Genomic DNA, 26,078 nt, shown 5'->3' with positions numbered 1-26,078 from the left:
GCTTCTATTCGACTCGAGCGGTACTCAACCACGAAGGAGCTCGCAAGTGCCTACTCTTCAGAGAGATGTCGCAATCGTCGGCGCCGGCCCCTCCGGCCTGGCAGCCGCAACCGCGCTGCGCAAAGCCGGCTTGTCCGTCGCTGTTCTCGAGGCACGCGACCGCGTCGGCGGCCGCACCTGGACCGACACCGTCGACGGCGCGGTCCTGGAAATCGGCGGCCAGTGGGTCTCCCCCGACCAGACCGCGCTGATCGGGCTTCTCGACGAACTCGGCCTCACGACGTTCGACCGATACCGCGAGGGCGAATCCGTCTACATCTCCACCGCAGGCGAACGCACCCGCTACACCGGCGACTCCTTCCCCACGAACGACACCACCAAAAAAGAGATGGACCGCCTCATCGACGAGATGGACGATCTCGCAGCACAGATCGGCGCGGAGGAGCCGTGGGCTCATCCACTTGCCCGTGACCTCGACACCGTCTCGTTCAAGCAGTGGCTGATCAATCAGTCCGACGACGCCGAAGCTCGCGACAACATCGGGCTTTTCATCGCCGGTGGCATGCTCACCAAGCCTGCCCACGCGTTCTCCGCGCTGCAGGCCGTTCTCATGGCCGCCTCCGCCGGTTCGTTCTCGAACCTGGTGGACGAGGACTTCATTCTCGACAAGCGTGTGGTCGGCGGAATGCAGCAGGTATCCATCCGCATGGCCGCCGCCCTGGGCGACGATGTCTTCCTCAACGCTCCCGTGCGTACCGTGCAGTGGACCGAAGACGGTGCAGTTGTGTTGGCGGACGGTGACGTTCGCGTCGAGGCAAAAAAGGTCATCCTGGCTGTCCCGCCCAATCTCTACTCTCGGATCTCCTACGATCCCCCGCTGCCGCGCCGCCAACACCAGATGCACCAGCACCAGTCCCTTGGTCTGGTCATCAAGGTGCACGCCGTGTACGAGACGCCCTTCTGGCGTGAAGACGGCTTGTCCGGCACCGGTTTCGGCGCGTCCGAGGTCGTTCAGGAGGTGTACGACAACACCAACCACGAGGACACTCGTGGCACCCTGGTCGCCTTCGTCTCCGACGAGAAGGCGGACGCGATGTTCGAGCTTTCCGCCGAAGAGCGTAAGGCCACGATTCTCGGGTCGATCGCCCGCTTCCTCGGCCCGAAGGCAGAAGAGCCGATCGTGTACTACGAATCCGACTGGGGTTCGGAGGAATGGACCCGAGGCGCGTACGCCGCGAGCTTCGATCTCGGTGGTCTGCACCGGTACGGCGCCGATTCACGGACACCGGTCGGCCCGATTCACTTCTCCTGCTCCGACATTGCGGCCGAAGGCTACCAGCACGTGGACGGCGCTGTGCGGATGGGACAACGGACGGCGGCCGACATCGTCTCCCGAGTCAAGGGATAACCCGATCGCAGTCGTGACCGCTCGTTTCAGCGGTCACGACTGCCGGGCAATGATCGCGAGTAGCAACTCCGCTCGCACCCGTGCCACGTCCAGACTGCAGTCGATCAGCGTCTCCACCTTGGCAATTCGGCTGCGCAACGTATGCCGATGAACGCCCATGGCGATAGCCGCTGCTTCCCAATGCCCGTTGGCTTCGAGGAAAGCGCGCAACGACGCCAGCAGTTCGGTGCCGTTGTCGCGGTCGTAGCGATCGAGCGGGGCGATCATCGTTTCCGCCAACGTGTTCAGCACTTCTCGGGTTGAACTGAACGCGAGTAGCACGCTCCCTGTGAGAGCTGCGAATTCCAAAGGCTCCCCACCGGTTTCCGCCGCCGACGCGCAGAGCTGTGATTGCTCGACCGTGTCCGCTAGTGCCAGAACCTCACGTTTGCCACTCAGTCCCACCCGCAACGAACGGCGGTCACCGGTCGACACATCTCGCAGCAGCGCTCGAACGAAGTCGACGTCGTCGGTTCCACGCAGAACAACCGTGACCCGGGCATCGTGGATACGTGAGAAGAGTTGCCGGCCGGCCTTGTTCAGGAACGACGCAATTTCTCCCGCGACGCGCGTCGCAATGTCGGGCGTGTCGGCCAGCACCGTGAGACCACGGATCATGCCGTCCCCGTCTGCCGCTGCCCGAATCTGCTGCCACGCCGGCGCGGGATCGCGATCCTCGGTCAACAGCAGGCCAAGCGCGTGCGAGTTCAGTTGATTCTGCGTTGCCTGCAACCTAGCCGGCTTCTCGAAGTCCAACGCCAGCAACGAGTTTGCGTGACCAAGTAGGATCTGGTCGACGTAGCTCAGTGACGACGCGCTGATCACCGCCAGGTATCCGTGAAGTGTTCGGCCGACGGATATCCGTTGCGCCGCGATGGACGCCCCCGAACTCGCGAGGGTGACGCTGCTGGACGCGCCGCCGCCCAGAGTCCCCCGCAGTTCCTCGATCACGTCGTCGGCCGGCAGTTCGGGGTAACTCTCGAGCACCCGACCGGCCACGTCGAGCAACAGGACGGTCGCCGACGTCGCGATGGCGAGTTCACGCACCGTCGAGGCGGTTCCACCGGCGATAACGGCGCGCGTCATCTTCGGCTGTGCCCGCGATGCCCGCAGAACCGCTTCGTATTCCTGTTCGGCCAACCGGCTCATCACTCGTTTCACCACAGCGGCAAAGGGAGTCGGCAACGGCACCTCGATCAACGGCAGGCCGATTTCGTCAGCGACGGTAACCAGGTCGACCGGCACCTCGGGGTACGAGAGCCCGGTGCCGAATCCGACAGCAGCCACGCCGGCCGCGTCGAGCATGCGGAGATACCGCCCACGTTTCTGCGCAGTCGACGGCAATCTGATGCCGGTCGTGAGGATGAATTCACCTCCGGTCAGCCAACGGAACGGGTCAAGCAGTTCCGTGGCGTGCGCAAACGTGATTTCTCGACCGACGCCTTCTGCCCCGCCTTTGAGTTCCAAAGCAAGGTCTTCCTGCGCCAACATCCACCGCACGGGGATCGTCATGCGCTGGACTGTACAACTCGGCGCGTCGATCCCAAAAGATTTCGACTTTTTGGCAGCTGTCGAAATCTGTGAGTCAGCGCACACTTGCTGACACAGCCCCACACAGTGCGGGTTCGTGGCGCTTCGTCTGGACTGCGAACTCGTTCGACCGCGAGAGGAACCGGTACCGATGTCGATCGTCGTACTCGAGAACTACATCAACGGTGAATTTGTCGCCTCGTCCGCGACGGAAACGCTCGACCTGATCAGCCCGGTGGATGAAAGCATCGTCGGGCGTGCTCCGATCTCGACCAAAGCCGATGTGGACGCCGCCGTTGAAGCCGCACAACGCGCATTCGAGACGTGGGGCAAGACAACGCCGAGTGTCCGTCAGGCCGCGCTTCTCAAGCTCGCCGACGCGATCGAAGCGCACAGCGACGAAATCGTCGCCGCCGAGAGCGCAAATACCGGCCAGGCTCACCAGATGATCGCCGACGAGGAAGTCAAGGTCGGGGCCGATCAGATGCGTTTCTTCGCCGGCGCTGCCCGCCTCCTCGAAGGTAAGGCCGCCGGGGAATACATGGAGGGTTTCACCTCCTACGTCCGTCGTGAGCCCATCGGCGTCGTCGGTCAGGTCACGCCGTGGAACTACCCGTTCATGATGGCGCTGTGGAAGATCGGGCCCGCACTCGCTGCCGGCAACACGATCGTCCTCAAGCCGAGCGACACCACACCGGGCAGCACGCTGGTACTGGCCAAGCTGTCCAAGGGAATCCTGCCGGACGGCGTGTTCAACGTCGTGCTCGGCAACGGCAGTACCGGCGCGACGTTGGTGGAGAATCCGGCCCTCGGTCTTGTCTCCATCACCGGTTCGGTACGTGCAGGCATCGCGGTCGCCGTATCCGCAGCGCAGCAACTCAAGCGCGCCCACCTCGAACTGGGCGGCAAGGCACCGGCCATCGTGTTCGACGACGTCGACATCGAAAAGACCGCAACCGGCATCGCCGAGGCCGCGTTCTTCAACGGCGGCCAGGACTGCACCGCAGCCACCCGCGTGATCGTCCACGAATCCATTCACGATCAGCTTGTCGACGCACTGGTGCGTAACGCCGAAAAGCTGCGCCCCGGCGCGCCTTCCGACCCTGATGCGTTCTACGGTCCGCTCAACAACATCAACCACTTCAACACCGTGAGCGACAAGATCGCGAACCTGCCGGCGTCGGCCACGATCGTGACCGGTGGAAAGCGTTCAGGCGAAACCGGATTCTTCTTCGAGCCGACGATCATCACCGGTGTCGCGCAGTCCGACGACATCGTGCAGGAAGAAACCTTCGGTCCCATCCTCACGGTCCAGAGCTTCTCCGACGAAAAGGAGGCGATCGCCCTCGCCAACGACGTTCGGTTCGGCCTTGCCTCGAGCATCTGGACCAAGGATCACGGTGTCACCCAACGGCTCTCCGCGGCCCTCGACTTCGGAGCGGTGTGGATCAACTGCCACATCCCGCTCGTCGCCGAGATGCCGCACGGCGGCTTCAAGTACTCCGGCTACGGCAAGGATCTCTCCGCCTACGGAGTCGAGGATTACACCCGCCTCAAGCACGTCATGAGTTCGCACGACTGAGTCGCCGCCCCTTCCTGCTGTGCGCCTTTGTTAACCGCCCGCGGTTAACAAAGGCGCACAGCAGATTCCTCCAATCCGGAAAAGAGCCACCATGCGCCTTATCGTCGGATACCTCGCCACACCCAGCGGTAAAGACGGGCTGGTCCTCGGGACGCAGCTCGCGCGCAGTCTCGGCGCGCAACTCGACATCTGCATGGTGCTCCCTCCGGACCGAACCCTCCCGGCCAAGATTCCCTCGGAACCCGGCTACGACGACATCCTCGCCGCCCGCGCGCACGAGTGGCTTGCCGAGGCTCGAGCGTCGGTGCCCGAGGACATCCCGGTCGAAGTACATCTGAGCTTCCACGAGTCGTTTGCTCAGGGACTACTCGACGAAGTGGACCGACTGGGCGCGCTGGCGATTGTGGTGGGTGCGTCCGGCGACGGTCTGCTCGGCCGCCACTCGATAGGTTCGGTGTCCACCGAACTGTTGCACTCGGCCCACGTCCCGGTTGCACTGGCACCGCGCGGAACCCGACACTCGTCGGCGTCGGCGATCCGCGAGATCACGTGTGCACTCGGTACCCGTGTCGGCGCCGATATCGTCTTGAACACGGCTGTGCGCACCAGCGAACAAATGCACGTTCCGCTGCGCCTGGTCTCACTGGTGGCGTTGGACCCGCAGAACGATCTCCGCGATCACCGCGACACTGCCGAGTCGGCGAGAGAGCGCGCGCGAAGTCACGCTCAGGACACACTCGACGTCGCAAGGGCTGCGCTCCCCGAGGATGTTCCGATCGAGGTCATCATCGCCGACGGTTCCACTGTGGAATCGGCAGTGCGTCAACTGGACTGGCAGGACGGCGATCTCGTGATGGTCGGTTCCAGTCGCCTCGCGCAGCCGCGCAAACTTTTTCTGGGCTCCACCGCCGCCAAGATGCTGCGCGTGTTGCCCGTTCCCATGGTCGTAGTGCCCAAGCACGAATTCACCCAGCCGGAGGCACTGTCATGACGAGCAACGAAACTTCGCAGCCACCTGCAGGCAACGAACTGAGTTCCAAAGGTCTCGCCACCGGCAAGATCGGGATGATCTCCGGCGCAGTTCTCGGAATCTCTTCCGTGGCACCGGGTTACACCCTGACCGCCAGTATCGGATTGATCGTCGCCGCCGTCGGCCTCAAGATGCCCGCCATCTTCATCGCCGGCTTCATTCCGATGTTCCTCACCGCGTACGCATATCGCGAACTGAACTCCGATACTCCAGACTGCGGGGCGTCATTCACGTGGTCCACCAAGGCATTCGGCCCGTACGTCGGCTGGATGTGCGGTTGGGGCATGGTGATCGCCACCATCATCGTGCTCTCGAATCTCGCCGCCATTGCCGTCGACTTCTTCTATCTGTTCATCGCACGGGTGGTCGACAATCCGTCGATCGCGGATCTACCGGGTAACAAACTTGTCAATGTCGGCACGACGCTGGTGTTCATCGCCCTGGCCACCTGGATAGCGAGTCGAGGAATCACCACGAGCGAGCGCGTGCAGTTCGCACTCGTCGGCTTCCAGATGGTGCTGCTCGTCGTCTTTGCCGTCGTCGCACTCGTTCACGTCGGTGCCGGAGACGCCCCGGCCGGATTGTCGTTCGACCTCAGCTGGTTCAACCCGTTCAGCGGACTCGCCATCGGCGCTTTTGTCATCGGACTGACCGGATCGATCTTCGCCTTCTGGGGCTGGGACACGTGCCTGACGTTGGGTGAGGAGTCGAAGAACCCCAAGAAGACCCCGGGCCGCGCCGGACTACTGTGTGTTGCAACCATTCTCCTGACCTATCTGCTGGTTGCCGTTGCCGCGATGATGTACGCCGGCGTCGGAGAGGAAGGCCTCGGCCTCGGAAATCCCGAGAATTCGGAGAACGTCTTCGGCGCATTGGCAGACCCCGTACTGGGCGACTGGGGCGGCATGCTCCTCTTCCTTGCCGTCTTCGTATCCTCGGTCGCCAGCCTCCAGACCACGTTCCTCCCGGCCGCACGAACCATGCTCGCGATGGGAGCCTACGGAGCCTTCCCCAAGAAGCTTGCCGAGGTATCCCCGCGGTTCCTGGTGCCGTCTTACGCGACCGTGGTTGCCGGCGTTGTGACGGCGGTGTTCTACACCGTTGTCACGTTCCTCTCCGAAAGCGCTCTCCTCGACACGATCGCTGCGCTGGGCATCATGATCTGCTGGTACTACGGCATCACGGCATTTGCGTGTGTCTGGTACTTCCGCCGGACGGTGTTCGACAGCATGCGCAACTTCGTCTTCCGACTGGCGTTCCCGCTACTGGGTGGCCTGATGCTGCTCGCGGTGTTCGTCATCTCGATCCAAGAGAGCATGGATCCCGAGAATGCGAGTGGCGCTTCGATCGGCGGAATCGGCCTGGTGTTCTTCCTGGGCTTCGGAATCCTGATCCTCGGCGCCGTACTGATGATGGTGATGCGCGTGCGCAACCCGGAGTTCTTCGAGGGCAAGACCCTCAACCGCGACACGGTCGCGTTGCGCGACGAAAGCGATCTCAGCTCGACTTAGGAGACTGGGCAACCAACCCAGCCATCAGCACGCGCAAACCGAATTCGAAGGCGGCATCGGCACGTTCGGGATTTTTCCCGGACGTTGCCAATGCCGCCTTCATCGCGTCGTTCACTTCCGGCCCGGCGGCCCATTGGACCTCGGGCGCTGCCAGATCGAGCGCGGAACCGAGAACAAAACTGTCTACCGTCGTGATCGCGTGGAGCGTCGCCGACGGATCGAACCCACCGTCCGAAAATGCCTGCGCCAGTGCGTTGTACAGACCGAAGGCAACACCGGCTTGCACCGTCTGGGCAGTGAAGAGCGGGATCAAGCGAGGATGCTCGGCATAGCTGCGCCGGTATTCGGACGCCAACGCCGCTACGGTGTCGGTCCACGAACCGTCAACCGATCGGAGGTCGATGCCCGCCATCAATTGAGCTCTCATCAGTTCGACAATTTCGGCCCGCCCGGACACATGGTTGTACAGCGAGGACGGTCGCACCTTCAGTCTTCCCGCGAGTCCCGGCATGGTGAAGTCGCCGGTTTCGTCCACCGATTCGATTGCCGCCTCGGTGATGATTTCGGGCGAGAGCAGTCGTTGCGATGGCCGCGGCATATGTCCTCCTGTAGTGATCCACACCGTTCGGTGCGCCGCAAAAAAAACAATTCCTCGAAAGTCCTTGATCAATCAGCGCTCACCCACCATACTTAACGAATCACATTCGTTTTACGTTGAACGTCGAACATCCGAGTACTGAGGAAACCCCATGCTGACGATCACCGCCCTCACTCCGCCCGAGTCGCCGGCCGCGACAGCGCAGTCCACGTCTGCCCCACTGCGCGTCGGCCTCGTCCAACATCGCTGGCACGAGGACCGCAGCGACCTCCACACCGAACTGAGCGAGGGCATCGCGGCCGCAGCCAAGCTGGGCGCTTCAGTGGTCTTCCTTCCGGAGCTGACGCTCAGCCGCTACCCGGCCTCCACCCCCGCCGGCGACAATCCCGGACGCGAAGCGGAAGACCTACTCACCGGACCCACGCTCGCCTTCGCAGCCAAGGCTGCCGCCGAGAACCAGGTCCTCGTTCATGCGTCGCTGTACGAGCGCAGCGAGGCCGAGGACGGACTGGGCTTCAACACCGCCATCCTCGTCTCGCCCGCCGGTGAACTTCTCGGGAGAACCCGCAAGCTCCACATTCCGGTGACCGCCGGGTACTACGAGGACACGTACTTCCGAGGAGGCCCGGCGCAGGACGCGTACCCCGTTCACGAGGCACTCGGCGCCAAGTTCGGACTCCCGACGTGCTGGGACGAGTGGTTCCCCGAGGTCGCGCGCGCTTACTCACTCGCCGGTGCACAGGTCCTGGTGTACCCCACGGCGATCGGCTCGGAGCCCGATCACCCGAACTTCGACACCCAACCGCTGTGGCAGCAGGTAATCGTCGGAAACGGTATCGCGAACGGCACCTTCATGGTCGTCCCCAACCGGCACGGCAGCGAAGGCCTCATCACCTTCTACGGTTCGTCCTTCATCTCCGACCCATACGGACGCATCCTCGTTCAGGCGCCCCGTGACGAATCAGCTGTGCTGGTAGCCGATCTCGATCTTCAGCAGCGCGAGGACTGGCTTGCACTGTTCCCGTTCCTGGCCACTCGCCGACCCGACACCTACTCGGCCCTGACCGCACCGGTGACCACCGCGGGAGCCAACCGATGACCTGGCGCATGCCCGCGGAAAGTGAACCGCACGAACGTACCTGGATGGCCTACCCCAGCGCCGGATACTCCCTCGGGGACACTGCGGAGCAGCAGCACGAAGCGCGGTCGACGTGGGCTGCAGTTGCCCACGCCGTCGCCGAATTCGAGCCGGTCACCGTCGTCGTCGATCCCACCGAAGTCGAAGAAGCACGAAAGTACCTGTCCGAGAAGATCGATATCGTCGTAGCGCCGCTCAACGACGCCTGGATGCGCGACATCGGGCCGACGTTCGTCTTGTCCGACGAGGGCCGCCTCGGCGGAGTCGACTGGGTGTTCAACGGCTGGGGCGCACAGGATTGGGCGCAGTGGGACAAGGACTCGAAGATCGGCGCGTTTGTCGTCGAACAATCCGGTGCCCAGTTGATCGACTCACCACTCGTCAACGAGGGCGGCGGCATTGCGGTCGACGGCCTCGGCACCGTGTTGGTCACCGAAACCGTCCAACTCGATCCGGGGCGCAATCCCGATCTGACAAAGGCGGACATCGAGGCCGAACTCGCCCGCACCATCGGCGCCAAGCACGTGATCTGGCTGCCGCGCGGCTTGACTCGCGATCAGGAGACCTACGGAACGCGCGGACACGTCGACATCGTCGCTGCCATCTCGTCCCCCGGAGTGGTACTGGTCCACGACCAGCGCAACCCCATGCACCCCGACTACGCCGTCAGCAAGACCATCATCGAGTTGTTCGAACGCTCGACCGATGTCGGCGGACGGCCGTGGAAGGTCATCCGTGTTCCCGCTCCCGAGATCCTGCGCGACGACGAGGGATTCGTCGACTACAGCTACATCAACCACCTCGTGGTCAACCGCGGAGTGATCGCCTGCAGCTTCGACGATCCCGCCGACGCGGAAGCGGTCGAGATTCTTGCAGCCGCCTATCCAGGACGCACCGTCGTCACCGTCGACGCGAGGCCTCTGTTCGAACGCGGCGGCGGCATCCATTGCATCACCCAGCATCAGCCGGCCGAGCAAAACTAGTGACGGCCCCGCATGTAGTCGCTGACCACGGCTGCGCCGAGGCCGTCGACATCAGGAGCTATGACGCGTCCGCCCACCCGGTGCGCCATTCGGTCGACCACCCTGGCCAGACCGGGATCCTCACCGAGCCGGAAGAACGTGACCTTGGCGCCCAGTCTGGCCACCGCGTCGAGTGCGCGAACCGTAAGTCCCAGGGTTCGCGCACTCGGCGGGTAGTCGAACCGTGCTTCTCCGTCCGCTTCGAGATGAGCCGTCGGCTCACCGTCGGTGACGATCAGCACCACCGGCTGCGCGTTGGAATGGCGTCGAAGGTGCCTGGCCGCCAACAAGAGTGCATGGTGGAGGTTGGTTCCCTGATCCCACGCGCCGTCCAGTCCCGCCAACTCCGACGGGTTCAACACATGCGCGTGGCGTCCGAAGGCGATGAGTTGCAGTTCGTCACTGCGGAAGCGGGTACTCACCAGATGATTGAGCGCCAGCGCGGTGCGTTTCATCGGTACCCAGCGATCCTCCATCACCATGGAGAACGACGTGTCCACCAACAACGCGACGGCAGCCTGACTACGCTGCTCCGTTTCGGCAACTTCGACGTCGACGACACTCAGCCGCACCGGCATTCGGCCCGGGTCACGCAGCACAGCGTTGGTGATCGTTCTCGTGACGTCCCAGGGTTCTGTGTCCCCGAATTCCCATTCTCGGGAAGCTCCGGTCGGTTCGCCCATCGAGCCGGCCCGACGCGTATCTCGTTGTCCGTTTCTGGATGACAACTGACCGGCAACGTCGCGCAGTGCCGTCTGTCCGAGTTGGCGCATTGCCTTGGGCGACAAGCGCCATTGACCGTCTGGTGCCCGATCGAAGAAACCCTGTTCCTGCAAGGCTTTTTCGAGGTCGGCCAGGGTGCGAGCGTCAGCTGCGGCTTCGTCACCGAGTTGCCTCGCGAGCAGTTCGGGGTCGATGTCGTCGAGCCCTGCCCCCGCATACTGTTGCGAGAGTTGATCGGCCAACGATTCCAGCTCGGCGATATCGGACAGTGCGCCAGTCCCCTCACCCAAGCCCATTCCGTTGTCCCCGCGGAACTGCTGCGAACCTTCCCAGTCCTCCCCCGGCCGGGCGGCCTGCAGATACTGATCCAGCTTGCCGAGTTCGTCGATCAGGCTCGGATCACCGAAAGCCTGCTGCGCCAAAGCATCCAACTCGTCACGTTGCTCTTGAGACAGCGAGTTTCGTAGGCGCTGCGCGGCAGCGGCGCGTTGCGCGAGGGAGTCGAGAAGTTCCTCGACATTGCGGGGGTTGTCGGGAAAATACTCTCCGTATTTGTCCATGAACTCCGTGAACTGCTCCGGAGTGTCAACCCCACGTGCATGAGCGTCGAGCAGTTGATTCAGATCGGCCAGCATCTGGCGAATCTGCTCACGATCCTCGTCGGTAGCGCCCTCGAGTGCCTGCTTCATTCCCGAAAAACGCTGATCGAGAACCTCGCGTCCGAGAAGATCACGAATCTTCTCGTAGTCGGCTCTCGCCTGCTCGCTGCGCCAGTTGTAATCGGCCAGTTCCTGAACCGCCTGAGCCGTCGACGGCGGCAACTCCTCGATGCGCATTTCGTTGAACCTGGCATCGTCGTCGAGAGCGCGCGCCAACTCCTTGCGCTCTTCGAGCACCGCCTTGTCCAGCAATTTCCGGGCCTCGTCGAGAGTTCCGCCGAGGTTGTTGCGGCGCAGCAGTTCGCGTCGACGCCGATTGGCCTGGGCGGCAAGGTCGTCGAGCCCGCGCATGTCCCGGTTGCCGCGCCGCAAGAGTTCGCGCAGCGCATGGCGAGGCGACGTCCCGGACAGCACGTCGTCACCGATCGCCGCCAACGCATCGCGCAGGTCCACCGGCGGTGCCAGCGGATCGGGGCCGCCGTCGTATGGTCCATAGCGCGGATTGTGAATCATCGCCCGCTCCTTACGAGTACACCGAGCGGCCGCCCGGGCCTTGATCTTTGGAGATCCGGCGCGCGAGGTAGAGCCCTTCGAGCGCCAACTCGGCACCAGCGGCACGCTCACCGTCGGATTGGGCACCAAGACGTTCGGCGATCTCGTCCAGGACCTCGATCTCGGGCAGTTCTTCGAGAAGTGCCTTGGCCGTGACGGATTCACCCGTGACGACGGTATTGCCCATCTCCACGGCGGCAACCAACATTCCCAGGTCGATTCCACCGAGGCGCACCCGAACGGTGTCTGCCGTCGCTCGACGCAACAGGTGCTCGAGCACTTCCAGTTCGCGGCCCTCTTCGCCGGATTCGAACTCCACCTTGCCGCGCAGAACTTCCACGACCGATTCCAGATCTACCGGTCTCGCAACAGCATCCGCCTCACCGAGGACCGCGGCACGTCGTACCGCTGCGGCACTGACGGTCTCGGCGCCGGCCACGGCAAACCGTGCCGACACACCCGAACGCTGGTCGACGGACGTGGATTCACGGAGCAGTCGAGTGAAGCGGGCAAGGATCTCGAGCAGGTAGTCGGGAACCTCCGCTGCGAGATGCGCTTCCTGCTCGATCACAGCGATTTCGTCCATCAACTCGACCGGATAGTGGGTACGAATCTCAGCACCGAAACGGTCTTTGAGCGGGGTGATGATGCGCCCGCGGTTGGTGTAGTCCTCGGGGTTGGCGCTCGCCACCAACAGTACGTCGAGCGGGAGCCGCAACGTGTATCCACGAACCTGGATGTCGCGCTCTTCCATCACGTTGAGAAGCGACACCTGGATACGCTCGGCGAGGTCCGGAAGTTCGTTGATCGCCACAATTCCGCGGTGCGCTCGGGGAACGAGGCCGAAGTGAATGGTCTCGGGGTCACCGAGGCTGCGCCCCTCCGCGACCTTGACCGGATCGACGTCACCGATCAGGTCCGCGACCGAGGTATCAGGGGTCGCAAGTTTCTCGGAGTACCGCTCGCTGCGGTGACGCCACACCACCGGCAGATCGTCGCCCAGTTCCTCGGCTCGACGAATCGAAGCCGGCGTGATCGGCTCGTAGGGATGCTCCCCCAGCTCCGACCCTTCGATGACGGGCGTCCATTCGTCGAGCAGCAAGCTGAGCGTTCGAAGCACTCTTGTCTTGCCCTGCCCACGTTCGCCGAGTAGGACGACGTCGTGGCCGGCGATCAGGGCCCGCTCGAGTTGCGGAGCGACAGTGTCCTCGAACCCGACTATGCCGGGCCAAGGATCGCGGCCGTCCCGCAACGCGGCGAGAAGGTTCTCCCGAATTTCTTCTTTGACACTTCGTTGCACGTGTCCGGCGGCGCGTAGCTCACCGAGGGTCTTGGCGACAGTCACCACACCAAGTTACGAGCATTTGCGCGATTGCGCCGCGCGCCGAGAAAGATTCGAGGTCAGCCCTGCACCTGAGACTGGTCCATCCAGATGATTTCCCAGATGTGGCCGTCGGGATCCTGGAAGCTGCGGGAGTACATGAATCCGTGGTCCTGAGTGGCATTTCCAGCGCTGCCACCTGTTGCCAGAGCCTTGTCGACGATGGTGTCCACTGCCTCGCGAGTCTCCGCCGACAGACCCAACAGCGCTTCCGTCGACGTCGACGTATCGGCAATTTCCTTCGACGTGAAGGTCTTGAAAAATGGCTCTGCCAGCAACATCACGACAATTTCGTCGCTGATGACGATAGACGACGCGTTGTCGTCGGAGAACTGTGGGTTCTTGGCGTACCCGAGCCCCTCGTAGAAGGCTGTGGCCTTGCCCAGGTCTTTGACGGGCAGGTTGAGGAAGAACATGGTCGGCATGAAAGTTCCTTTCCGATGGTCTGGTGTGTGCCTTTATACCCGTACGCGATGAAATCCAGACCTAAACTCCACGCATGGATACCTGGGTCTTACCCGCCATGCTCGGCCTCGGCCTTGCCGCAGCTTCGGGGATGCGAACGTTCCTTCCGCTGCTGATGCTGAGCGCTGCCGTCCATTTCGAGCTGTTCGGGATCACTGTCGGCGAGTCGATGCAGTGGATCGGATCGACCGGCGCTCTGGTGGCGCTGGCGATCGCCGCGGTCGTCGAATTGGGTGCCGACCTCATTCCCTTTGTCGACAACGCGCTATCCGTGGTCGGCAATGTCACCGGTCCCATCGCCGGGGTGATCGCGGCCTGGGCCGCGTTCAGTCACCTTGATCCTGCGGTGGCGGGGATAGCCGCCATCATCGTCGGGGCACCAACGGCACTGACCTTCAGCTCCGCGCAGACCGGCGCGCGAGCGGTCAGTACGGCAACCACCGGTGGGCTCGCCAACCCTGTGCTCTCGGTGGTCGAGGACGTGCTGACGTTCTTCACGTCGTTGATTGCGATGATCCTTCCGCTCCTGATCATTCCGCTGCTCGCCGCGCTCTTGTGGTTCAGTTGGCGGGGCCTGCGCCGCCTCCGCGGTGCGCGTACCGCCTGAACATCCACACCTGGTAGACAGGTCGTCATGTCCGACACCGAGATCACGTTTCAATCCGGCGACGTCACCCTCTTCGGGAGCCTGCGCCTCGCCACGACTCCAGACGTACAAGCACCTGCCGCGCTCATCCTGGCGGGTAGCGGTCCCACCGATCGCAACGGCGACAGCGCACTCCTCGAAGGCGATATCGGTACGCTTCGGTTCATCGCGGATCTCCTTGAAGAACAGGGTATTTCGAGTCTGCGTTACGACAAGATCGGCAGCGGCGAAACCGGCTTGGGACCGTACGAGGTCGACGACATCGCAGATCTCGGTTTCAACACGTACGTCGACGCGGCCTCTTCCGGTCTCGACTTCCTGGCAGCGCAACCCGGCGTCGACGCCGAGCGACTGATCATCATCGGTCACAGCGACGGCGCGGTGGTGGCTCTTGCCGTGGCCACCGGTCACGGCGGTTCCCGCGTCCATGCACTCGCTCTGGTCGAACCGCTGAGCATCAGGCTCCTCGACCTTCTGACCAACCAGATTCACGGGCAACTCGACGCGGTTGTCGGGGCCGGGCAGTTGCCGGTCGAATTGGCTGACGAGCTTCGAGTGGCGCTCGCCGGCGCAGTCGAATCGTTGCGCAGTGACGGCACGGTTCCCGACGATCTTCCCGAACCTCTCCGCAATGCCGGACTGGTGTACGCAAATGCCAAGGCTCTCGCCGAGGAAGATGCACTGGACCCGGTTGCACTGGTGGCGTCGCTTCCAGCCGGCATGCCGGTCCTCACCAGTTGCTCGGCCAAGGACATCCAGATCGTTCCGGCCGAGGTCGCGGCACTCGACGAGGCTCTCGCTCATACCGCGCTCACCTCGGTACGGATGAAGAACGCGAGTTTCGTACTCAAGGATCTCGGTGACGAGCACTCGACGGGCCCCGATTACGTCGCACCCCTGCCGTACTCGAGCGAGTTTGCCGAGCCGTTTGCTGCCTGGGTTCGCTCACTCCGCTGAGCCGCCACCCCGGGCTGCATACAGACCGAACGGCCTTGTTTTTCGATATGAAAGTCCCCTTGCGAATCATCGCGAGGGGACTTTCATTTTTGGTACTGGACCTGCACAAAGAGCAGCTGCGCGACGCAGAACGCCGGGACAAAAGTCACACGGAGTTTACGTTTGTGTTGGTTTTTATTGGTGCAATCCCTGGCAGCGTCCTGTACGGTCATCCATTAACCAGCTACGCCGAACGAGAAAGGCACGGATCAGATGACGCTTCACCCGGACTTTGCATCCGCGCTTTCGTGGCGCAGCTGCACCGCCCCCGTACACATTTTTTCCGCCGGCACATCGGCAGATCGTATGGCCGGTAAGGCGATGAATCACAAGCACATCAGCCACAAGCGCGGTGTCCCCCGAGAATGATCCACCGATTGATCGGATCCGTTTTCGGGCACCCAGGGCAAACGCCTCGGGTGCCTTTTCTTTTACCTTTCACATGCAGGAGAACAACATGAAACTTCGAGTCAACCAACTGTCCACCGCGCCCCCGTATGCCGATCTGCCCTCCGACTTGAGCGGTTACGCCGTCACACTGGACCTGTCGCACTCCGACGCGGCCCACGAAGCGACTCTTGGCGGTTTGATCAGCGAAATTCGCGCCCGCGGCGCTTCCCGCGTCGTGATCACCGGAACTCCGCGTGAACTCCAGGGAACACACACCCACGCTGCCTGACCCGATGCGCAAACCTTGAACGCACGAGAGACAAAAGAAAACGGGCCCCGACATTCACGTCGAGGCCCCCTTCACACGAAGTTGATCAGTGCGCGAAGTGGCGCGCACCTGTCAGGTAGAGAGTGACGCCGGCTTCCTTGGCAGCCTCGATCACCTCGTTGTCACGAACGGAACCGCCGGGCTGAACAACAGCCTTGACGCCTGCGGTCAAGAGAACCTGGAGTCCGTCGGGGAACGGGAAGAACGCGTCGGACGCGGCCACCGAACCGACAACACGATCGCCGGCGCGCTGGACCGCAAGATGCGCAGCATCCACACGGTTGACCTGGCCCATGCCGACGCCAACCGAGGCGCCGCCCTTAGCCAGCAGGATTGCGTTGGACTTCACGGAGCGGCTTGCACGCCAAGCGAATTCCAGATCCTTGAGCGTTTCCGCATCTGCCGCTTCGCCGTTGGCAAGAGTCCAGTTGGCCGGGTTGTCACCATCGGCGTCGAGGACGTCACGCTGCTGCAGCAAGGTGCCACCGGAGATGGGGCGAAGCTCGATGCCGGTAGCGGTCGGTGCGGCAGCTTTGAGAACACGAATGTTCTTCTTACGCTGCAGAACCTCGACTGCTCCGTCTGCATAGGACGGCGCGATGACAACCTCGGTGAAGATGTCGGCGATCTGCTCGGCCAGTTCGACGGTGACCTCACGGTTGGCTGCGATGACGCCACCAAAAGCACTGACCGGGTCGCACGCATGCGCCTTGCGGTGGGCCTCGGCGATATCGGCGCCGACCGCAATGCCACAAGGGTTGGCGTGCTTGATGATTGCGACTGCCGGATCGGCGAAGTCGTAGGCTGCGCGCCAGGCTGCGTCGGAGTCCGTGTAGTTGTTGTACGACATTTCCTTGCCGTGCACCTGCTCGGCCTGAGCCAAACCTGCCGGAGCAGCCGGGTTTTCGTACAGCGCGGCATCCTGATGCGGGTTCTCGCCGTAACGCAGAACGGCGCTGCGGTTCCAGGTGGCACCGACCCAGGCCGGGAACTGCGAGCCGTCTTCGTCTGCAGCAATGGTGCTGGTCATCCAGCTCGCGACAGCCACGTCGTACGACGCGGTGTGCTGAAACGCCTGCGCGGCAAGGACAGTGCGCTCACGCAGCGTGAATCCGCCACCGGCAACAGCCGTCAGAACGTCGGCGTAACGGGCCGGATCAACCACAACAGCAACCGACGGGTGGTTCTTCGCAGCCGCGCGCACCATCGACGGACCGCCGATGTCGATCTGCTCGACGCACTCGTCCGGCGTCGCGCCGGAAGCAACTGTCGCCGTGAACGGGTACAGGTTGACCACAACGAGTTCGAAAGTCGCGATGCCGAGTTCCTCGAGCTGAGCGAGGTGATCCGGCTTGCGGGTGTCGGCCAGAACGCCGGCGTGGACGCGCGGATGCAGCGTCTTCACTCGACCTTCGAGGCATTCGGGGAATCCGGTCAGAGCCTCCACCGGGGTCACGGGGATGCCGGCGTCGGCGATCTTCGACGCGGTCGAGCCGGTCGACACCAACTCGACACCGGCCTCGTGCAGACCCGTTGCCAGCTCGATCAGACCGCTCTTGTCGTAAACACTGACAAGAGCGCGGCGCACAGCCTTGCGTTCACTCACTGGGGATCACGGCCTTTCGTCCATCGGAAACTACTCCGTGTGTAGCGACAGCGGCGATAACGTCCGCCAACAACCGCCGCTCTACAACTTTGATGCGCTCGTGCAAAGACGACTCGGTGTCGCCCGGAAGCACTGCCACAGGTTCTTGGGCCAGAATCGGCCCGGTGTCAACGCCGTCGTCGACCAGATGCACCGTCGATCCGGTGACCTTGACGCCGTACGCCATCGCGTCGGGAACCGCGTGCGCGCCGGGGAAGGCGGGCAGCAACGCGGGGTGGGTGTTGATGATCCGTCCACCGAATTTCGCCAGGAAACTGGGTCCGAGGATCTTCATGAAGCCGGCGCTCACCACCAGATCCGGCTGGTGCTGCGCAACAGCGGAGGTCAGTGCCATGTCCCAGGCGGCGCGGTCGGCAAAATCCTTGATCGATACCTTGAACGCGGGAATCTCCGCGGCTCCGGCATGTTCGGTGGCAGCGCAGTCACGATCGACACCGACGGCAACGATCTGCGCGGGGTAGTTTTCGGTGTACGACGCTTCGATGAGCGACTTCAGGAGGGTTCCCGCTCCGGACGCGAGAACCACGACGCGAGTAGGCGTCGTCTGCTGCAGGTCGTGGGCCGAGGCAGTCAGCGCTCTACTCCTGAGATCTAGAAGATGGTGTGGCCGGATAATCGGCCAGACGACAGCTTAGTCGCTGGGGTCTTTCACCGGTGAGGGCAGGTCGGTCGCAGACTCTTCGGCAGAATCCTCGACGACGGTTACAGCGTCGACCTCGACCTCTGCAGCCTGGCTTTCTTCAGCCGCGAGTTCCGGCGCCTCGATCTCCGCAGACACCGCAGACTCGGCAGGCTCCTCGGTCTCCTCGGTCTCCTCGGTCTCCGACTCTTGCACCGAACCAGTTTCGTCCACCGATTCATCCGTAGAATCCGAGTCCGTGTCCGAGTTCGTGTCATCGCCTTCGGACTCAGCTGTTTCAGCCTGCTGGGCCGGCGGTGCCGTCACCGTGGGCTCCGGTGCAGGAACCGCCCGATGCTGCAACCACGTCGTGATCAGTGCACTGATCGATCCGAACAGCGCCAACCAGCCGAAGGTCAAGAACCCGACGGCCCACCAGGTCACCTCGACGGCACCGAAGTACCCCAGCTCCCCTCCGCTGGCGAGGGCGAGGAGCGCGATCACTGTTCCGCTCATGAACGCGGCGGCAACGGCTGTGAGGATTCCGTCCTGCCCGCCGACGCGGCGTGCGCAGTCTCGTCCCAGATAAATCCCGATCGCGACCGGAACAACGAGGAGTACGGGCCAGAACCCTCCGCCCGTGCCGGCCGGGACGGCTCCGAGAACCGGAAGCGGTGGAAGGTCGCCGCCTATGTTGCCGAACACACTGGTGGACACCTCACCGATATCGGCGCTTGCGCCCGTCATGACGGCGACCGCACCGACAACAAGGTTGGGCAGGTACAGCAGCGACAGCACGGTCAGACCCAGCACGCCGACAAAACCGCCGCCGCGGGCAAGAAGATCCCCGACGGTGGACCAGGAGATGAGCAGCGCACACAGAACGGCAATAGATCCCGCTGCCAGCAGCGCTGTAGTCGTCCAGGCACCGGGGCGAACGGCGGCGGATGCCCACCGCGGAAGCTCAGGTTCGATGATCTGCCAGTGCGCGACAACAACGCCGACCGTCGCGGCTACCAGGTGAATTCCGGCGACCCAACCGAACGCGCTCAACGCATTGGGACTCGACAGCGGGATTGCAGCGGACGCGTCGGCAACAACGACCAGGCAGATCGCGGTCACCGTGAGAGGCCCCGCCACGGCTGCGCCCACCAGTCGCGCTACTGCTATCCGCGTCTCGGCGAGTGTTGCCGCCGACGCACATCGCCGCGCCACCACCCACATCATGAGTGCGGTCGGGAGCAACGGCAGCACACCGAGTTGAACGTCGTCGATGACAACGGGAACTTGATGAATAGCCAGCCACGTCGTTGCGATGGCGCCGAATGTTCCGGTCAGATCGCTACTCGCCGATACCAGCGTCACGACTACGACAGCCGAGATCAGCAGGATCGCCATTCCCGATGACCGGAAGGCCACGGTGAGCAGTGTTCTGGTCTGGTCTGCTTCCGGCGTGGGTGTGCGCAGCGACGTGCGGCCTCGTGTTTGCTGACCGGAGGAAGGGCGTGGTCGTGTTCGATCAGTCAAAGAATTCATCCCCTCGAGGATTTCACCCGACATCGCGGCGCGCACTCAGGCGCGCCGCCCGGGACGAATCCGTAAACCCCTTACTGCTGACGCTCGTCGGGGTTCCGAGAATCGAAAGCTCGAGTCTCGGCCGCGGGGTCTGTGTTCTCGCCGGTTTCGGGGGCTGCGGGAGCTTCGAAGCCGGTGGGCTGGGCTGGGGTGGGCTGGTACGGCCCCGCTTGGTGCTGGGCAGGGGCGGGCTGGGTAGACGGGTACCCGGCCGGAGGCTGCTGCCCGGAGGGGTACTGGGGCGTCGGCTGCGCGTACCCGCCGTACTGCTGGGATTGTTGGCCCGACGTGTCGGTAGTTTCTGCGGGTGTCGCGCCGTAGCCGCTCGCGTATCCCTGCTGCTGCGAACCGGGCTGCGGCGTTTGACCGTACTGCTGTCCGTAGGGCTGGTTCTGGGCCCCGTACTGCTGCGCCTGGCCCTGCTGCGGCTGCCCCGGCTGGCCTTGCTGGTACATCTGCTGCTGCGGCTGGCCGTACTGCTGGTAGCCCTGACCGAAGGCCTGGGGAGCTACCGGCCTGGGCGCGGGGGCCTTGAGGATTCCGATGTCGAAGAGGAACGCGGCCACTGCGACGACGGTCTGCACAAAGCCGAGGACGAGGACGACGATCAATCCCCACCCGAAGCCGATGTCGAGGTAATCCGTCGAACCGAGGCTGAACGCGGTGAACACCAACGAGACATATCCGACCAGGGACAACGCGGCAAATATCCCTGCGTAGCGTTGCTGCGGCAGCAGTGACACCGCAGCCAGAACACCGCCGGCAAAAAGGAATCCGAGTCCGTAGACACTGGTTTCGAAGAAGCTGGACGTGGTGCTCACGTCGGAACCGACACCGGAACTCGTGATCGAGGTGAAGGGAGCGAACCCGAGCAGAAAGTTGACGATTCCCAACGCGGCTACCGCGATGGTCAAGAAGAAACCGATCTTGGCCCCACCGCCTGCGTTCGGGGGCGTCGGCGATCCGTACGAGGATCCTCCGAAATTTGACCCTTGCGGTGTGAACGTCATGGCTTCCCCTCGTGGACGGACGGTTGTCGATTCCAGCCTATGTGCCTTGTCTTCTCACGCCAACACCGACAGGAGACAATGGGCAGATGCCCTTCACTCTTGCTCCCGGCGCGGATCACACTGTCGAGACGGAAGTGAAGCACTCGCGGTTCATCGCCTCCCTCCGCAGAATCGACGACACCGAGGGCGCAAAACAGTTCCTGGCCGAACAGAAATCACTGTATCCGGATGCGCGCCATCATTGTTCGGCATTCGTGGTGGGCTACGACGCATCGTCGCGGTCCGAACGCGCCGACGACGACGGTGAGCCCGGCGGCACAGCCGGGATTCCGATGTTGCAGGTACTCAAGGCGCGTGACCTCGTGGACGTAATCGTGGTCGTGACACGATATTTCGGAGGCATCAAACTGGGCGCAGGCGGTTTGGTACGCGCATATTCCGGTGCGGTGTCGGTTGCGGTGGATTCTGCCACGCTGGTCGGCCGCGAGCGACGAACGTTGCACACCTTGGCAATTCGACATGGGGAGGCCGGACGCGTCGAGGCCGAACTGCGCGCCCGCGGAGTTGTGGTCCTTGGGACCGACTACGGATCGAAAGCTGTTCTGACACTTGCCACTCACGACCCCGAACACCTTGCGTCGACGGTGGCATCGATCACCTCAGGCGCCGGCCAACTCGAAACCGCAGGCAATACGTGGGTCGACGTCTGAGCCGCCCGGCGACAGACATGTCACAGTGACGAACAACGCCCGCAACCAGGAAAACCTGATTGCGGGCGCTGTAGTTCAGACAAACTGTAGTTCAGACAAGCTGCAGTTCAACACGAAGCACTACGCTCCGCGAAACGAACTTAGAGGCTCTGAAGGATCTCGCGTGCGAGAGCAGCGGTGGCGGACGGCGTCTTGCCGACCTTCACGCCGGCAGCTTCGAGAGCTTCCTGCTTGGCCTGAGCCGTTCCCGAGGAACCGGAGACGATGGCGCCTGCGTGGCCCATGGTCTTGCCTTCGGGAGCGGTGAAGCCTGCCACGTAGCCGACAACCGGCTTGGTGACGTGGGCCTTGATGTAATCGGCTGCGCGCTCTTCTGCGTCGCCACCGATTTCACCGATCATCACGATGACCTTGGTGTCGGGATCGTTCTCGAATGCCTCGATGGCATCGATGTGCGTCGTACCGATGACCGGGTCGCCGCCGATGCCGATGGCGGTGGAGAAGCCGAAGTCACGGAGTTCGTACATCATCTGGTAGGTCAGGGTGCCCGACTTGGAGACCAGGCCGATGGGGCCGGTGCCCGCGATGTTGGCGGGCGTGATGCCGACGAGAGCCTCACCCGGGGTGATGATGCCGGGGCAGTTCGGTCCGATGATGCGCGTCTTCTTGCCCTTGGACTCGTTGTACGCCCAAGCGTAAGCGGAGTCCTGGACCGGGATGCCCTCGGTGATGACCACGAGGAGCGGGATCTCCGCGTCGATGGCCTCGACGATGGCGTCCTTCGAGAAGGCCGGGGGAACAAACGCGATGGAAACGTCTGCGCCGGTCTCCTTGATTGCTTCTTCGACCGTCGCGAAGACGGGGAGCTCGACAGCGGAACCGTCAGCAGCAACGTGCGAGACCGTGGTGCCGGCCTTGCGAGCGTTGACGCCGCCGACGACCTGGGTGCCGGCCTTGAGCATCAGAGCGGTGTGCTTGGTGCCCTCGCCGCCGGTGATGCCCTGGACGATGACCTTTGAATCCTTGGTGAGGAAGATTGCCATTGTTCTGTGAGTCCCTTACTTCGCTGCGTGAGCGAGTTCGGCGGCCTTGTCGGCGGCCTCGTCCATGGTTGCGACGACCGTGACCAGCGGGTGGTTGGCCTCGGCGAGGATACGACGACCCTCTTCGACGTTGTTTCCGTCCAGGCGAACGACGAGCGGCTTGTTGGCCTCGTCGCCCAGGGTCTTCAGTGCGCCGACGATGCCGTTGGCAACTGCGTCACAAGCGGTGATGCCGCCGAAGACGTTGACGAACACGCTCTTGACCTGTGCGTCGTTCAGGATGACATCCAGGCCGGCAGCCATGACTGCAGCGGAAGCTCCGCCGCCGATGTCGAGGAAGTTGGCGGGCTTGACGCCACCGTGGTTCTCGCCTGCGTATGCGACGACGTCCAGGGTGGACATGACAAGGCCTGCGCCGTTGCCGATGATTCCGACCTCACCGTCGAGTTTGACGTAGTTGAGGTCGTTTTCCTTGGCCTTGAGCTCGAGGGGATCGGTTGCGTCGCGATCCTCGAATGCCTCGTGGCCGGGCTGACGGAACGCTGCGTTCTCGTCGAGGGTGACCTTGCCGTCGAGGGCGAGGATCTGATCGTCAGGCGTGCGAACGAGGGGGTTGACCTCGACGAGGAGTGCGTCCTCGTTGATGAAGACCTCCCACAGCTTCTGGATCGTGACGGCCGCTGCGTCGAGCACCTCAGCGGGCAGCTTTCCTGCCTCGGCGATGCTGCGCGCGAACGCGAGGTCGACGCCCTTGACTGCGTCGACGGGGATCTTCGCGAGAGCGTCGGGGTTCTCCTCGGCGGTGACCTCGATCTCGACGCCACCCTCTACCGAGCACATGGCCAGGTAGGTGCGGTTGGTGCGGTCGAGCAGGAAGGAGATGCAGTACTCCTCGGCAATGTCACTTGCCTCTGCGACCAGCAGCTTCTTGACAACATGGCCCTTGATGTCCAGGCCGAGGATTGCTTCTGCGTTTGCCACTGCGGCATCCACGTCGGGCGAGTACTTCACGCCACCGGCCTTGCCGCGGCCACCGACCTTGACCTGCGCCTTGATCATTACGGGCTTGCCGATTTCTTCGGCAATCTCGCGTGCTCCTGCGACCGTGTCCGTAACACGCCCAGCCGAAGTCGGCACTCCGTGCTTGGCGAAGAGTTCCTTCGCCTGGTATTCGAAGAGATCCATCTGCTCACCGTCTCGTCTGCGTTGACACCCGCTCGAGGGGTAGGAGCGGGTCTGTTCTGGACTTTAACCAGTTGCTGCGTTCGGTTTGCGCCCGCATACATGCTATGTGGCCCATGTCACGCGACATCGCCAGGTGCGGCAGGCGTCACCGATCGGCGACGCAACTTCGCACCATTTGTCAAGCGCGGGTCTCACCGCCGCTCGGCATGCATCGACAGCGTTGTTCGCGCACTGAAGAAAGCAGCAACGACTAGCAAGAGTAGGCCCGTCGCCGCTGCGATCGCACCCGCCCCCACTGTTGCGTCCGGTATGCGTGAAGTCGTCAGTGGTCCCGCGGCGAGATATATCGACACCGAGACCGCCGATCCGACGAGGAGCGCAACAGCACGCGGTGGCCGGGAACGGGTGGCGACGACGGATGCGAGCAGGACAGACACTCCGACGAGGAGTTGACCCCAGGTGTCGATCCCCCACGCGTCACTGCCCCATGGCCATTGCGTGATCGACGCCGCGGTGTGATTTGCGCCGCGATAGAGCGGCAGAGCGGTGCCGACGAGTGCAAGTACGCCGCCGAGTCCGGCGAGGATACGGACCACGGAGTTCGCCTCGATCTCCACGGATGTGTCGATTTCCTCGCGTTCCGCTGTTCCGGCGAACCACAACGCCAGGCCGGCAGCGGCCGCGAGCGCGGAGGCGACGCCCATCACGTACACACCGGCCCCAAGGTCGACACCCGAAACATCTGTTGCGATGACAGCTGGTTGCACGACAGCCGCAATGCCCATGACGACGGTGGTCCACAGCGTTCCCACGGCCGGCCGAATGGCAACGGCGCGGCCAGGAATCCACAGCCCGAGCGATGCAACGAAGAGAACGATCGCCGCGACGAAGACGATGCGGGTCGCGAGTATCGACGGTTCGGCGAGTCCACCGGGCAAGGACAGAATGGGCAACGACGCGCCAAGTGCGGCCGACACAGCGGCGCCAATTCCGAGCGCCCCGGCGATGCGGTGCATCTTCGTGACGTGAGCCTGCGCTTCGCGGGCCTGCTCGATCATCGCGGCTCGGCGCGCTTTCTTGGAGCCGCCGGACGGCGCCTGATTTTCGGATTTCACCGGCCGCGCTTCTTCTGCCGCTGCAGCCTCGCGCCGCGCCGACAGAATCGGTATCACCGCGCCCACTCCCACGATGACCACCGCCGCGATGGCACCCACGATCGATCCAGCGCCGACACCGATCCGGTCACCGGACGCCAGACCGGCAACAACCCGAGTGCCGCTGACACCCAGCGCGCCGACGCCGGCGCCGACAACACCGCCTGCGCCCACCCACGGCGAAATCGACGTCAGAGCCGATGCCGTGACGATCAAGACGGCCACGGCAACCAACGCGGTTCCGACAGCACTGGCAGCGGGACTGTCCACGAGGGAGCGGGCGAGAAAGATCGGATCCTGCGAATCGAAGGCGGGCGCGAACAGCGACAGCAGGTACGCGCCTGCAGCAAGAATCAATACGGACGTCGGCCAGGCACCGATGCGTCCGCCTACGGATCTGCCGTCGTACTCGGCAGCATGTGCGCTGCCGTATCCGTCACGCTCGGACTCACGATGAATCACCACGAGCCCCAGAATTCCGGCAACAACCAACAGTGCGTGCCCGAGAAGTGCAACGTACGACCCGACACCCGCGGTGATCACTCCGGCGGAAATCGGACGGAAAAGTTCCAAGCGGTTTGCGTCGATCGCGTCGACGAACAACTGCAGATCGAGGATCGCGACCCCGAAGGACAGCGCGCCTGCACCGGCCAAGAGCGCGCCTGAGAGGGCGGGGTGACGACGGGCCACCACAATCGCAGCGGCCGGGATCACGAGCGCGCACAGCGCGGCAAATATCGAGGCGGTCACGATCGAACCGGACGCGCCGGGTCCACTCCCCACGTCGACAATCGGCGCAGCCGACACCGCGACCGCGCCGAGCAGCCCCAGAACTAGGGCCAGGGCGAGCGGCGGCGGGAATGGACGAGCGGTGCGAACATCGCCGGGCGCGTGGACCGACGAGCTTCGGAGTGTTGACGACACCTGCTCGACGGTAGCGCCTGCGCAGGTCGGTGATCTGGTTGTGACACACCCCGATATCAATCGAGATACTTGGTCCGATTTGTCCGAAGCGACATATTGCCTGGTCAGGATGTGAGCCACGTCACAAACTACGACTCGTTTGCTGTATAGGTTGCACGTGTCGCAACCATTTCGTTACCGTTACTCCAGCTAAG

Annotated in this window: 22 protein-coding genes; 10 read left to right on the top strand and 12 right to left on the bottom strand. The window is 63.4% G+C overall.

Translation table 11 applies throughout. The features are described 5' to 3' along the window. The first annotated feature begins 46 nt into the window (after window positions 1-46). Window positions 47-1,408, top strand: coding sequence for a flavin monoamine oxidase family protein (locus RG2_RS18555; protein ID WP_033234224.1), 1,362 nt, complete (start codon window positions 47-49; stop codon window positions 1,406-1,408). A gap of 33 nt (window positions 1,409-1,441) precedes the next feature. Here RG2_RS18555 and RG2_RS18550 read toward each other — a convergent pair whose 3' ends face one another. Beyond that, window positions 1,442-2,959, bottom strand: coding sequence for a PucR family transcriptional regulator (locus RG2_RS18550; RefSeq protein WP_033234223.1), 1,518 nt, complete (start codon window positions 2,957-2,959; stop codon window positions 1,442-1,444). 169 nt (window positions 2,960-3,128) lie between these two features. Here RG2_RS18550 and RG2_RS18545 point away from each other — a divergent pair, with 169 nt between their 5' ends. The 3 genes from RG2_RS18545 (at window position 3,129) to RG2_RS18535 (ending at window position 7,100) form a co-directional block, all read left to right on the top strand. Further along, window positions 3,129-4,559: a gamma-aminobutyraldehyde dehydrogenase gene (locus tag RG2_RS18545; protein ID WP_033234394.1), complete on the top strand. Its 1,431-nt coding sequence runs from the start codon at window positions 3,129-3,131 to the stop codon at window positions 4,557-4,559. A gap of 91 nt (window positions 4,560-4,650) precedes the next feature. Beyond that, on the top strand, window positions 4,651-5,550 hold the full coding sequence (locus tag RG2_RS18540; RefSeq protein WP_033234222.1) for a universal stress protein: 900 nt from the start codon (window positions 4,651-4,653) through the stop codon (window positions 5,548-5,550). Continuing rightward, on the top strand, window positions 5,547-7,100 hold the full coding sequence (locus tag RG2_RS18535) for an APC family permease (RefSeq protein WP_033234221.1): 1,554 nt from the start codon (window positions 5,547-5,549) through the stop codon (window positions 7,098-7,100). The genes RG2_RS18540 and RG2_RS18535 overlap by 4 nt, the downstream gene beginning before the upstream one ends. Here the strand turns inward: RG2_RS18535 and RG2_RS18530 are convergent. Then, window positions 7,087-7,698: a TetR/AcrR family transcriptional regulator C-terminal domain-containing protein gene (locus RG2_RS18530; RefSeq protein WP_033234220.1), complete on the bottom strand. Its 612-nt coding sequence runs from the start codon at window positions 7,696-7,698 to the stop codon at window positions 7,087-7,089. The genes RG2_RS18535 and RG2_RS18530 overlap by 14 nt on opposite strands. Window positions 7,699-7,849: 151 nt before the next feature. Between RG2_RS18530 and RG2_RS18525 the strand changes: the two genes are divergently transcribed. Both RG2_RS18525 and RG2_RS18520 read left to right on the top strand, forming a co-directional pair. After that, a complete protein-coding gene (locus RG2_RS18525; protein ID WP_033234219.1) occupies window positions 7,850-8,797 on the top strand; it encodes a nitrilase-related carbon-nitrogen hydrolase in 948 nt (315 codons plus the stop codon). Further along, on the top strand, window positions 8,794-9,819 hold the full coding sequence (locus RG2_RS18520; RefSeq protein WP_033234218.1) for an agmatine deiminase family protein: 1,026 nt from the start codon (window positions 8,794-8,796) through the stop codon (window positions 9,817-9,819). The genes RG2_RS18525 and RG2_RS18520 overlap by 4 nt, the downstream gene beginning before the upstream one ends. On the opposite strand, the gene RG2_RS18515 is transcribed toward RG2_RS18520, so the two are convergent. The 3 genes from RG2_RS18515 to RG2_RS18505 are packed head-to-tail and all read right to left on the bottom strand — an operon-like array spanning window position 9,816 to window position 13,598. Further along, complete coding sequence (locus RG2_RS18515; protein WP_033234217.1) at window positions 9,816-11,753, bottom strand: vWA domain-containing protein; 1,938 nt, start codon at window positions 11,751-11,753, stop codon at window positions 9,816-9,818. The two genes, RG2_RS18520 and RG2_RS18515, sit on opposite strands and share 4 nt — an antisense overlap. Window positions 11,754-11,763: 10 nt before the next feature. Then, window positions 11,764-13,140, bottom strand: coding sequence for an ATP-binding protein (locus tag RG2_RS18510; protein WP_092806774.1), 1,377 nt, complete (start codon window positions 13,138-13,140; stop codon window positions 11,764-11,766). Between the two features lie 53 nt (window positions 13,141-13,193). Next, the gene (locus RG2_RS18505; RefSeq protein WP_033234216.1) at window positions 13,194-13,598 is read right to left on the bottom strand and encodes a VOC family protein; all 405 of its coding nucleotides are present in this window, start codon (window positions 13,596-13,598) and stop codon (window positions 13,194-13,196) included. Window positions 13,599-13,672: 74 nt separating this feature from the next. Here RG2_RS18505 and RG2_RS18500 point away from each other — a divergent pair, with 74 nt between their 5' ends. From RG2_RS18500 to RG2_RS18490, 3 genes are all read left to right on the top strand, one after another. Continuing rightward, the gene (locus tag RG2_RS18500; protein ID WP_033234215.1) at window positions 13,673-14,245 is read left to right on the top strand and encodes a DUF4126 domain-containing protein; all 573 of its coding nucleotides are present in this window, start codon (window positions 13,673-13,675) and stop codon (window positions 14,243-14,245) included. A 27-nt stretch (window positions 14,246-14,272) separates the two neighbouring features. Continuing rightward, window positions 14,273-15,241 carry an alpha/beta hydrolase gene (locus RG2_RS18495; protein ID WP_033234214.1) on the top strand — a complete coding sequence of 323 codons (969 nt, stop codon included), beginning with the start codon at window positions 14,273-14,275 and terminating at the stop codon, window positions 15,239-15,241. A 496-nt stretch (window positions 15,242-15,737) separates the two neighbouring features. Further along, window positions 15,738-15,959, top strand: a complete 222-nt coding sequence (locus RG2_RS18490) for a hypothetical protein (RefSeq protein ID WP_033234213.1) — start codon at window positions 15,738-15,740, stop codon at window positions 15,957-15,959. An 85-nt stretch (window positions 15,960-16,044) separates the two neighbouring features. Here the strand turns inward: RG2_RS18490 and purH are convergent, their stop codons facing one another. The 4 genes from purH to RG2_RS18470 form a co-directional block, all read right to left on the bottom strand. Then, window positions 16,045-17,604, bottom strand: coding sequence for a bifunctional phosphoribosylaminoimidazolecarboxamide formyltransferase/IMP cyclohydrolase (gene purH, locus RG2_RS18485; RefSeq protein WP_033234212.1), 1,560 nt, complete (start codon window positions 17,602-17,604; stop codon window positions 16,045-16,047). Beyond that, window positions 17,597-18,238, bottom strand: coding sequence for a phosphoribosylglycinamide formyltransferase (gene purN / locus RG2_RS18480; RefSeq protein ID WP_051730473.1), 642 nt, complete (start codon window positions 18,236-18,238; stop codon window positions 17,597-17,599). The genes purH and purN overlap by 8 nt, the downstream gene beginning before the upstream one ends. 57 nt (window positions 18,239-18,295) lie before the next feature. Then, complete coding sequence (locus RG2_RS18475; RefSeq protein ID WP_033234392.1) at window positions 18,296-19,819, bottom strand: cell division protein PerM; 1,524 nt, start codon at window positions 19,817-19,819, stop codon at window positions 18,296-18,298. Between the two features lie 71 nt (window positions 19,820-19,890). Further along, entirely contained in the window at window positions 19,891-20,868 is a 978-nt protein-coding gene (locus RG2_RS18470; protein WP_033234210.1) for a DUF5336 domain-containing protein, read from the bottom strand. 86 nt (window positions 20,869-20,954) lie between these two features. Here RG2_RS18470 and RG2_RS18465 point away from each other — a divergent pair, with 86 nt between their 5' ends. After that, the gene (locus tag RG2_RS18465) at window positions 20,955-21,578 is read left to right on the top strand and encodes an IMPACT family protein (protein WP_033234209.1); all 624 of its coding nucleotides are present in this window, start codon (window positions 20,955-20,957) and stop codon (window positions 21,576-21,578) included. A gap of 140 nt (window positions 21,579-21,718) precedes the next feature. Here the strand turns inward: RG2_RS18465 and sucD are convergent, their stop codons facing one another. The 3 genes from sucD to RG2_RS31550 all read right to left on the bottom strand — a co-directional run bounded on the left by sucD (window position 21,719) and on the right by RG2_RS31550 (window position 25,884). Continuing rightward, window positions 21,719-22,621, bottom strand: a complete 903-nt coding sequence (sucD, locus tag RG2_RS18460) for a succinate--CoA ligase subunit alpha (RefSeq protein WP_033234208.1) — start codon at window positions 22,619-22,621, stop codon at window positions 21,719-21,721. A 15-nt stretch (window positions 22,622-22,636) separates the two neighbouring features. Next, a complete protein-coding gene (sucC, locus tag RG2_RS18455) occupies window positions 22,637-23,806 on the bottom strand; it encodes an ADP-forming succinate--CoA ligase subunit beta (protein WP_033234207.1) in 1,170 nt (389 codons plus the stop codon). A gap of 191 nt (window positions 23,807-23,997) precedes the next feature. Further along, complete coding sequence (locus RG2_RS31550) at window positions 23,998-25,884, bottom strand: hypothetical protein (RefSeq protein WP_230590131.1); 1,887 nt, start codon at window positions 25,882-25,884, stop codon at window positions 23,998-24,000. Window positions 25,885-26,078: the final 194 nt, after the last annotated feature.

This window comes from Rhodococcus globerulus NBRC 14531, from assembly GCF_001894805.1.
Classification (GTDB): domain Bacteria; phylum Actinomycetota; class Actinomycetes; order Mycobacteriales; family Mycobacteriaceae; genus Rhodococcus_F; species Rhodococcus_F globerula.
The sequence above is the reverse complement of the archived record's forward strand: the minus strand, read 5'-3'. Positions and strand labels throughout refer to the sequence as shown.